Origin of the sequence: Vibrio wakamikoensis, from assembly GCF_050337275.1 — a bacterium.
Classification (GTDB): domain Bacteria; phylum Pseudomonadota; class Gammaproteobacteria; order Enterobacterales; family Vibrionaceae; genus Vibrio; species Vibrio chaetopteri.
In genome coordinates, this window is the sequence record NZ_JAKJST010000033.1 from 61,824 (window position 1) to 71,155 (window position 9,332).

Below are 9,332 nucleotides of genomic sequence, written 5' to 3' on the forward strand. Positions count from 1 at the left end.
TTGTATTGGTCTAAAGTGCTATGCACTGCAATTAGGTTAGAACAGACGGTTTAAACCATTGAGCGCAGCAACACGATAGGCTTCTGCCATGGTCGGGTAGTTAAAGGTGGTGTTAACGAAGTACTCGATGGTATTCGCTTCGCCTTTTTGCTCCATGATGGCCTGGCCGATGTGGATGATTTCTGCCGCACGCTCACCAAAACAGTGAATGCCCAAGATTTCTTTGGTCTCGCGGTGGAAGAGTATTTTTAAACTTCCCACGTCTTTACCGGCGATCTGTGCACGCGCAAGGTGTTTGAATGACGAGCGTCCTACCTCGTACGGAATCTTGGCTTCAGTCAGCTCTTGCTCAGTTTTACCCACAGAGCTGATTTCTGGAATGGTGTAGATACCTGTCGGAATATCTTCAATTAGCTTACCTTCAGCTTCACCTTGAGTAATCGCTTGAGCTACGAATCGGCCTTGGTCGTATGCCGCACTCGCTAAGCTTGGGTAGCCAATCACATCCCCCACAGCATAGACATGGTCGATGTCGGTTTGGTAGTTGGTGTCGACTTTGAGCTGGCCGCGAGAATCCGCGACTAGTCCAACGGCATCCAGATTGAGTGCGTCAGTGTTACCTGTTCGACCATTGGCATACAGTAAGCAATCCGCGCGCATCTTCTTGCCTGAGTTGAGGTGGATGATGACGCCGTCTTCGGTACCTTCGATCTTGGCGTAGGTTTCATCGTTTCGGATCATCATGCCGCTGTTCCAGAAGTGATAGGACAAAGAGTCTGACATCTCGTTATCTAGGAACGCCAGAAGTCGCTCACGGGTGTTGATGAGATCGGTTTTTACATCCAAGCCACGGAAGATAGACGCATACTCACAACCAATGACACCGGCACCGTAAATAATAATGTGTCTAGGGTCGTGCTCAAGAGAAAGAATTGAATCGCTATCGTAAACACGTGGGTGATTAAAGTCGACATCAGCAGGGCGATACGGTCTTGAACCGGTTGCAATCACAAACTTGTCGGCCGTATAAGTATCGATAGTACCATCGGACTTAGTGACCTCTAGGCTGTGAGTATCGACAAAGCGTGCCGTTCCGTATAGCAAGGTGCACTCATTTCGGTCATAGAAGCCTTGGCGCAGTCGGGTTTGCTTATCGATAACGGTTTTTGCGTGTCCCAAAATATTGGAAAACGTCGAGTGCAGGCTGGTGTTGTTACCACAAAACAGTGGGTTGCTGTTGAACTCAATGATACGGCTGACCGCATGACGCAGTGCTTTTGAAGGTATGGTACCCCAGTGGGTGCAACCACCACCGACGCTGCTCTCTTTTTCGATGATCGCAACGTTGAGGCCAGCTTTAGTTAGCCCCATCGCAGCCCCTTCACCACCTGGGCCACTGCCGATTACGATGGCATCAAAATGTTTAGCGCGACTCATATAGTATCCTCGTAGTTCCTCTCACTCTCTACAAAACGTTCAGCATTAATAGCGACAAGTAGGGCAGGAGTGATGAGTGCAATTCATAGACTGGCAATGGCGAGATTTTAACGGATTATTAACGTTGGTAAATATGACTGCGTGAATAGAGTGTGAAAGATCACGCAGTTTTATTGAGAGTTAGCATCGGATAAACGTTTGATGTATGCAAAATAATGAAACTTGTTCAAGCATAATGCTGAGTAAATGAAGTGAGATGCGTATAGGTTTTTTAGCAAAATCGCCAGCCATACACTTATACAAAGTGACTATTCGCGCTATATTACCTCCACTCCCTCAATTACCGTCATCGATGGTAACCAATAAGAGCACCTAGGTTAAACATGAAATCAATGGGTATTCGTGCACAACAAAAAGAAAAAACGCGTCGTTCATTGATCGATGCTGCTTTTAGCCAGCTTAGTGCCGATCGCAGCTTTTCGAATTTGAGCCTGCGCGAAGTCGCGCGCGAAGCCGGTATTGCTCCAACTTCTTTCTATCGTCATTTTAAAGATATGGATGAGCTGGGGCTGACCATGGTAGATGAAGGAGGCCTACTGCTAAGGCAGTTAATGCGACAAGCGCGCCAACGTATTGTCAAAGAAGGCAGTGTGATCCGTACTTCAGTCGAAACGTTTATGGAGTTCATTGAAAGCAGTCCCAACGTGTTCCGCCTATTATTAAGGGAGCGTTCTGGCACCTCTTTTGACTTTCGAGCCGCAGTGGCTCGAGAGATCCAACACTTTTCGGCTGAGCTAACTGAATATTTGGTTAGCACAGGTATGGACCGTGACGAAGCATTTGCCCAAGCGGAAGCTTCTGTCATTCTCGTGTTCAGTTCAGGTGCAGAGGCGTTAGATCTTAGCAAAAAAGAAAGATATGAACTGGCGGAGAGGCTGATTGTCCAATTAAGGATAGTGGCCAAGGGTGCACACTGGTATCGCAAAGAACGTGAAAGAAACCGTCAAAAAGAAGGGTCCAAATAATGTCCAATGAAGTGTCCTCCGAAAACCGCGAAAGCGGAAAAAAAACACTCGTACTTGCTCTGATTGCAGGTATGTGTGGTAACGCAATGTTGTCTTGGCTCACCATCAGCGAAGTGGCATTCTCGATTTTTCCACTGATTGCACTCGTGCTGTCAGTTCAGGCTCTGTATCAAGAGTATCTAAGAAACCCAATTCCAGAAGACTTCCCAATGGTTGGTCTTGCGGCATTCTTCGTAGGTGCGTTTGGTCACTCTGCGTTTACGAAGGCGCAATACCCTGATGCTGGTTCCAACTTCATCGCCATCGTAGTCGTCTTGGTACTGCTATTCTGGATTGGTAAAAAGATGGGCTACATCCTCAAAGAAGCTTAATTTGTTGGTCTCTATTCGTAGAGCGCGAGCATAAAAAAACGAGCCAGTTGGCTCGTTTTTTGTTTGTTATTGATTAGGCTTTGCGCTCAAGTAATACGCCCGCTTCAATATGATGAGTAAACGGGAACTGATCGAATAGAGCAAATCGCGTAATGTGGTGCGTTTCACCCAGCACGTCCAAGTTGTCTTTCAAGGTTTCTGGATTGCATGAAATATACAGAATGCGCTCGTAGCCTTGAACCATTTTACAGGTATCGATATCCATACCTGCACGCGGTGGATCAACGAAAATCGTGTTGCAGTTGTAGCTTTTTAGATCGACATTCTGCTGCTGCAAACGTCGGAACTCACGTTTGCCTTCCATAGCCTCAGTAAACTCTTCCGCTGACATGCGAATGATTTGTACATTATCAATCTTGTTGGCTGCAATGTTGTATTGCGCCGATTCTACTGAAGGCTTCGCCAACTCCGTCGCAAGGACTCGCTCGAAGTTTTGTGCCAATGCCAATGAGAAGTTGCCGTTACCACAGTAAAGCTCTAGCAAATCACCTTTGCTGTCTTGGGTACAATCAACAGCCCATTCCAACATCTTTTGCGCGACAGGACCATTGGGTTGCGTGAAGCTGTTTTCCACTTGCTGATAGTGGTATGGCTGACCATTAACATGCAGAGTTTCCACCACATAGTCTTGATCCATGACGATTTTCATCTTACGAGCACGACCAATCAGGTTCAGTTTGAAACCTTCATCATTCAACTGCTGTTTCAGTGCTTGTGCTTGCTCTTTCCATGCATCATCCAGTTGACGGTGGTAGAGCAGAGATACCAAGATCTCACCGCTTAAGGTTGAGAGAAAGTCGACTTGGAACAGTTTCTTTCGTAATACCTCGTTGCCTTTCATCGCATCCATCAGCAGTGGCATTAGGTCATTGATAAGACGGCTTGCTGCTGGGAATTGATCAACTCGGTACTTTTCACGCGTTTCCTGGTTGAACATGATGTAGTACATGTCGTCGCCTTCATGCCAAACGCGGAATTCAGCACGCATACGATAGTGCTTTTCTGGGGAAGTAAATACTTCGAGTTCAGGAGCAGAATACGGCGCCATCATATCGATCAAACGTTGAGATTTTTCTTCAAGCTGGATTTGATAGCCTTCTGGTGTGAAGTCGAGATTTGCCATGGTAGTTGCCTATCGTCGGTAATGAGTTGTATTAAGGAGGGCAGATTTTATTCAATCTCCCGTCGTTGTCCAGTTTTTCCCAGAATTGTCTCGCATTATCTCTGTGCTCTTATAGCTTAGTTCAATCCGTTATGGACAAATAATCAATCAGTTAATACCATGGCCCCTAGCTGGTGTGAGAATCAAATGGATATCTCACTGAAAAGGGAATCTGGTGCAAATCCAGAACTGACGCGCAGCGGTAAGAGAGAACAACCCCTCAAAAGACACTGTTTGACATAAACGGGAAGTCGAGGCAGTAGGTGGAACCAATATGGTTTCGTGCTCTTAAGTCCGAATACCTGCCAGCAGCCAACTCGATGCGAAAAAGGATTGCTCGAGTAGGTAGGACTTACGCGATTTAGGACAACACAACAAATGAACAAATCATGTTTGGCGATAGCAGTGACTGCATCGCTCTCTTCTTATGCTTCTTTTTCACTGGCAGAAGTAACAAGCTCAAGTAATCAATCTAAATCGGCTGATGAGACCATGGTCGTCACGGCGAACCGTGTAGAGCAAAGCAAAGCTTCGGTGTTAGCACCTACGACGGTTGTTACGCGCGAAGATATTGAAAAAATTAAGGCGAACAGTGTTCTTGATGTACTAAGAACCGTTCCAGGTATCGAAATCAATTCATCGGGTGGCAATGCTCAAGAGACAAGCATCTACATTAGAGGCACATTGACGAAACACGCCCTAGTGATCCTTGATGGTGTTCGACTTAACTCCGCTACGAATGGTGGTGCATCGATTGGTTTGATTCCAGCATACGCGATTGAAAGAGTTGAAGTCGTGAGAGGACCACGCGCTGCGGTTTATGGCTCCGACGCGATTGGTGGTGTTATTAGTATTACAACAGCGACTAAGACTCGCAATCATCAAGCGAGACTTGGCTACGGTTCACACGATACCAAGCAGTTGGGCTGGCGCTCATCAGGGCAAATTTCGGAGAGTACGTCTGGCGGCATTACGTTGCAAGCTGAGAGAAGTGATGGCTTTAATGTGTATCAGATGGCACCAGAGAGCGACAAGCACGGTTATGACTCGAAAGTAGTGATAGGCAATCTTGCCCATAGTATCAACGATAACTGGACGTTAAAGCTGAATGGTATGAGTTCTGCATCAGACGTTGAGTATGCCAATGCATTTGATGGAACGAAGCAAGAGAGCGAATCCACGAACTATTCACTCGCAGGCACCGCTCTTTACCACAGGGAGCAATTCAACTCCGAGTTGCAGGTGAGTACGAGCTATAACCAAGGCCGAGACGGAGATGCGGCAGGTAAGAATGCTAAGTCAGAACTCACCACATCGCGAAACTCTATTTTATGGTTTAACAGCTATAGCGGTTTTGACTACCTAACTCTTAATGCCGGTTTAGATTACTATCTGGAAAAAGCAAATCGCGGTGGCTCCAACACCACAGACTACGGCAAAACAACCAAAGACAACAAAGCTGCATTTGCGAGCGCTTTGTTTGAGTATAACAAAGCTTCCCTTGAAGCGAGTGCACGTCACGATGACGATAGCGCGTTTGGTGGACACACCACTTGGAATCTAGGTGCAGGTTACTTTGTGCTAGATACGATTCAACTCGTGGCAAGTTCAGGGACTGCTTTTAAGGCACCAACGTTCAATGACCTATATTGGCCCAATGCGGGTAACGAATCGCTAAAGCCTGAAACCTCCATGTCTTCTGAAATTGGCGTTAGGGGTTACCAGTCTTGGATGACATGGGAAATTACCGCGTACAAATCGGATATCAAAGATTTGATTAACTGGGCACCGAATGATTCGGGTAACTATGTGCCAAGTAATGTAGATGAAGCGTCAGTTGAAGGTATTGAGCTCCAAGGGCAGTTTGCTACTTGGGGAGTTCAACACCAGTTATCAGCGGATTTTAAAAATCCAGTAAATGAGAAAGACGGTTCTCAGCTGATTCGCCGCGCGAAACAGAACTTTAAGCTGGTCTCGACCTATCAACTCAACGATCTTGAATTGGCTTTGATAGCCAATTACGTAGGTGAACGTAAAGATAAAGTAGGCGGCACTCTTGATGCTTATACCACGGTTGATATAGGTGCTGGCTACAAGGTGACAGAGGCTCTAGCGGTGAGTGTTAAAGTCAATAACTTACTGGATGAAGAGATCTACACGGCTCTAGGTTCAGGCACAAACTATTACAAAGCAGACGGGCGCAATGTTTTTGCAACCGTAGACTATCAATTCTAGGGAAACATAAGGGGTGCTCGTCACCCCTTTTTATTTATGAAAAACATTATTATCAGCTGGTCATCAGGTAAAGATTCCACATTGACCTTTGAGCGTCTTATGGAGTCGTCCGAATACAATGTTGTAGGTCTTTACACTACTCACGTAAGCGGTGAGGTGCCTCTCCAAGTCACACCTCTCGAAGTTGTTCAGATGCAAGCCGATAGATTAGGTATGCCGTTAGTGTCTATTGAACTGCCGGAGGTGTTCCCGCCGAATGACATATACCAGTCGCTAGTAATAGACGGCGTGAAGTCATCAGGACTTAATGTTGACGGTATCGCCTTCGGGGACATGTTCTGCAATGGCATCGTAGAGTATCGAAAGAGCTATGTAGAGCCTGCTGGGTTTGAAGCGGTTTTTCCTTTAGTTGGTGAAAATAGCCAAGAGCTAGCTCAAGAGATAATAGAAAGAGGGATTGATACAGTCTTGGTGACAATAGACAGGCAAGTATTGCAGGAGTCTTTATGCGGTGCGCGTTATACCGAGAGCCTCATCACGGAGTTACCAGACAATGTTGACCCATGTGGCGAAGATGGTGAGTTCCACACCTTAGTGTGTAATTCAAAGTACTTTAGCCATCCCATAGAGATAGACTCCTTATCGATAGAAACCGCTGAGCGATTCAGCCATCTAAGGTACAAAGTGAAGTAGGCATCGAGAGCAGATAGGTTTACCGCTTAACCAGTAGTGAGTATCATGTCGGCGGATAGATAACGACAACTGTCGGTGAAATACGCGATGAATAGACATAACATTTTGATATTTGACTCCGGGGTAGGTGGTCTCTCTGTATATAAAGAGATAGTAAACTTGCTGCCGTGTGCAAACTACTTCTATTTATTCGACAACGAAGCCTATCCCTATGGTGAGCTAGCACCAGATACATTGGTTGATCGTACCTGTCGTCTTATTCAACAGATGATGCAGCGCCAGCGCATTGATATCGTCGTTATCGCTTGCAATACCGCGAGCACCATCGTGCTGCCTCATTTAAGAGAAGTGTTGTCTATTCCGGTTGTCGGTGTCGTACCAGCAATCAAGCCCGCTTCTCTACTTTCGAAAAAAGCCGTCGGTTTAATTGCCACACCTGCCACCATTACTCGTCAGTATACTCATGATCTGATTCGAGACTTTGCAGATGATAAAGATGTAAAGCTGCTTGGTAGCAGTCAACTGGTGGATATGGCGGAGCAAAAGCTGAGAGGTCAACCCACTGACATGATTCACTTGCATCAGATCCTAGAGCCACTCGTAGATGTAATTGATGTAGCCGTATTGGGGTGTACGCATTTTCCGTTGATTCGAGAAGAGATATCGCAAGTGCTAGGCAAAGGTGTCGAATTGATTGATTCGGGTATGGCGATCGCTCGTAGAGTCGTGAGCTTATTAGCAGAGAGTGGCGATCAAGAAGGAGTAGGGATCAAAGAGGTGTTTGGCAGTGCTTCCCCTATACAAGAAGAAGCACTTAACAAAGCCTTAGACGATCTCGGCTTTAGTCCTGTTCAATTGATTCAGATTCAGGATGCTTAGGATCATTGGCAATGCGAACCTTTAACGTTCTTTGCATATAGTCCTTTTCATTGAGCGCTTCGATTGCCCCTTTGGCATCGGAGCTCGCCATTACGACGAAACCAAATCCACGACGCTTACCTGTGCGTTTATCCTTCATTAGTCTTACCGCAAATACTTCCCCATATTCAGCGAACAGATCCTTAACGTGAGATTCGTTAGCTTTATAAGGTAGGTTACCTACGTAAAGAGTTTTTGTTGATTGAGAACTGTCTTTCGAAACGGTTGGAGTAGCAGAAGAAAACTTAACAACGAAAAATGTAGCTACTACACCAAGCACAAAAGCAACAGCCGGTGAGATGTCGGCGAACTGAGAAAAAACAATACCGCCCAAAATAGCGATCGCTATTACTAGAAAAAGAGATTTATTGGAGTCCATATTAAAGTACTACTTTTCTTATTGACGAATAATGGCATCTATCGTTAACAAATAGATATAGGAATATTACGTAGTTGAGCGTTATTTTTCCAATTATTTGGTGTGATGTATTTCAAATGTTGAATTTTTATCGAAAAACACCGTGTCTGATGGCTTTTTGAACGAACGGAAAATAATTTCAAAAAAAGGGTTGTCATCAATGCTGTGATCTCTATAATGCCGCCTCACCGACACGGAGTGAGACGAAAGTCACAAAGCGGAGTCGGTTGAGAGAGAAAAGAAAGTTTGAAAAAACGCTTGACTCTCAAACTGGGAAGCGTAAGATACGCACCCCTAACGACGAGACGCTAAGCGGTTCGAAAGTTAGAAAATGTTCTTTAAAAATATAGACCTATCAATCTGTGTGGGCACTCGTTGATGATAATCAAATTAGATACCTCGGTATCAAATTAGGTTTTCAATGAACTGAGTGACCAATCGAGATTACTTTCTTGTAAAAGAACTTAGTCTTGGCACAGTCAATTCATTATCGTTCTGTTGGAACGATAATAGCTTTAAAATTACTTCTTACTYTTGAGTAAGGATGAGTTTTGAAGTCAGTATTCATTGAGCCGAACAAAATCTTAAATTGAAGAGTTTGATCATGGCTCAGATTGAACGCTGGCGGCAGGCCTAACACATGCAAGTCGAGCGGAAACGAGTTAACTGACCCTTCGGGTGACGTTAACGGCGTCGAGCGGCGGACGGGTGAGTAATGCCTGGGAATATGCCTTGATGTGGGGGATAACCATTGGAAACGATGGCTAATACCGCATAATGCCTTCGGGCCAAAGAGGGGGATCTTCGGACCTCTCGCGTCAAGATTAGCCCAGGTGGGATTAGCTAGTTGGTGAGGTAATGGCTCACCAAGGCGACGATCCCTAGCTGGTCTGAGAGGATGATCAGCCACACTGGAACTGAGACACGGTCCAGACTCCTACGGGAGGCAGCAGTGGGGAATATTGCACAATGGGCGCAAGCCTGATGCAGCCATGCCGCGTGTGTGAAGAAGG

At 45.7% G+C, this 9,332-nt stretch carries 8 protein-coding genes, 1 rRNA gene and 1 riboswitch; of the genes, 6 read left to right on the forward strand and 3 right to left on the reverse strand.

Going from position 1 to position 9,332, the window contains the following annotated elements; translation table 11 throughout:
* Window positions 1–36: 36 nt before the first annotated feature.
* Complete coding sequence (sthA, locus tag L4C42_RS19400) at window positions 37–1,437, reverse strand: Si-specific NAD(P)(+) transhydrogenase (protein ID WP_353497373.1); 1,401 nt, start codon at window positions 1,435–1,437, stop codon at window positions 37–39.
* A gap of 383 nt (window positions 1,438–1,820) precedes the next feature.
* On the opposite strand from sthA, the gene fabR reads away from it, so the two are divergent.
* Together fabR and L4C42_RS19410 are read left to right on the forward strand one after the other, a co-directional pair.
* A complete protein-coding gene (fabR, locus tag L4C42_RS19405; RefSeq protein ID WP_338163261.1) occupies window positions 1,821–2,462 on the forward strand; it encodes an HTH-type transcriptional repressor FabR in 642 nt (213 codons plus the stop codon).
* Window positions 2,462–2,833, forward strand: coding sequence for a YijD family membrane protein (locus L4C42_RS19410; protein ID WP_353497372.1), 372 nt, complete (start codon window positions 2,462–2,464; stop codon window positions 2,831–2,833). Before fabR ends, L4C42_RS19410 begins: the two co-directional genes overlap by 1 nt.
* Window positions 2,834–2,906: 73 nt before the next feature.
* Here L4C42_RS19410 and trmA read toward each other — a convergent pair whose 3' ends face one another.
* Window positions 2,907–4,016, reverse strand: a complete 1,110-nt coding sequence (gene trmA / locus L4C42_RS19415; protein ID WP_353497371.1) for a tRNA (uridine(54)-C5)-methyltransferase TrmA — start codon at window positions 4,014–4,016, stop codon at window positions 2,907–2,909.
* Window positions 4,017–4,170: 154 nt separating this feature from the next.
* A riboswitch (cobalamin riboswitch) is annotated at window positions 4,171–4,379 on the forward strand.
* Between the two features lie 54 nt (window positions 4,380–4,433).
* Here trmA and L4C42_RS19420 point away from each other — a divergent pair.
* The 3 genes from L4C42_RS19420 to murI all read left to right on the forward strand — a co-directional run bounded on the left by L4C42_RS19420 (window position 4,434) and on the right by murI (window position 7,862).
* Window positions 4,434–6,290 carry a TonB-dependent receptor domain-containing protein gene (locus L4C42_RS19420; RefSeq protein ID WP_429761634.1) on the forward strand — a complete coding sequence of 619 codons (1,857 nt, stop codon included), beginning with the start codon at window positions 4,434–4,436 and terminating at the stop codon, window positions 6,288–6,290.
* Window positions 6,291–6,326: 36 nt separating this feature from the next.
* On the forward strand, window positions 6,327–6,983 hold the full coding sequence (locus L4C42_RS19425; protein WP_429761635.1) for a Dph6-related ATP pyrophosphatase: 657 nt from the start codon (window positions 6,327–6,329) through the stop codon (window positions 6,981–6,983).
* A gap of 87 nt (window positions 6,984–7,070) precedes the next feature.
* Entirely contained in the window at window positions 7,071–7,862 is a 792-nt protein-coding gene (gene murI, locus L4C42_RS19430) for a glutamate racemase (protein WP_429761636.1), read from the forward strand.
* Here the strand turns inward: murI and L4C42_RS19435 are convergent.
* Window positions 7,825–8,280, reverse strand: a complete 456-nt coding sequence (locus tag L4C42_RS19435; RefSeq protein WP_353497367.1) for an RNA-binding protein — start codon at window positions 8,278–8,280, stop codon at window positions 7,825–7,827. The two genes, murI and L4C42_RS19435, sit on opposite strands and share 38 nt — an antisense overlap.
* Window positions 8,281–8,905: 625 nt before the next feature.
* Between L4C42_RS19435 and L4C42_RS19440 the strand changes: the two genes are divergently transcribed.
* Window positions 8,906–9,332: ribosomal RNA gene (locus tag L4C42_RS19440) — 16S ribosomal RNA — on the forward strand; the annotation flags it as partial.

Bases quoted from the DNA above. Each gene is read 5' to 3' on its own strand.
- L4C42_RS19410 (WP_353497372.1), top strand. From the start codon at position 2,462: ATGTCCAATGAAGTGTCCTCCGAAAACCGCGAAAGCGGAAAAAAAACA.
- sthA (WP_353497373.1), bottom strand. From the start codon at position 1,437: ATGAGTCGCGCTAAACATTTTGATGCCATCGTAATCGGCAGTGGCCCA.
- L4C42_RS19435 (WP_353497367.1), bottom strand. From the start codon at position 8,280: ATGGACTCCAATAAATCTCTTTTTCTAGTAATAGCGATCGCTATTTTG.
- murI (WP_429761636.1), top strand. From the start codon at position 7,071: ATGAATAGACATAACATTTTGATATTTGACTCCGGGGTAGGTGGTCTC.
- trmA (WP_353497371.1), bottom strand. From the start codon at position 4,016: ATGGCAAATCTCGACTTCACACCAGAAGGCTATCAAATCCAGCTTGAA.
- fabR (WP_338163261.1), top strand. From the start codon at position 1,821: ATGAAATCAATGGGTATTCGTGCACAACAAAAAGAAAAAACGCGTCGT.
- L4C42_RS19425 (WP_429761635.1), top strand. From the start codon at position 6,327: ATGAAAAACATTATTATCAGCTGGTCATCAGGTAAAGATTCCACATTG.
- L4C42_RS19420 (WP_429761634.1), top strand. From the start codon at position 4,434: ATGAACAAATCATGTTTGGCGATAGCAGTGACTGCATCGCTCTCTTCT.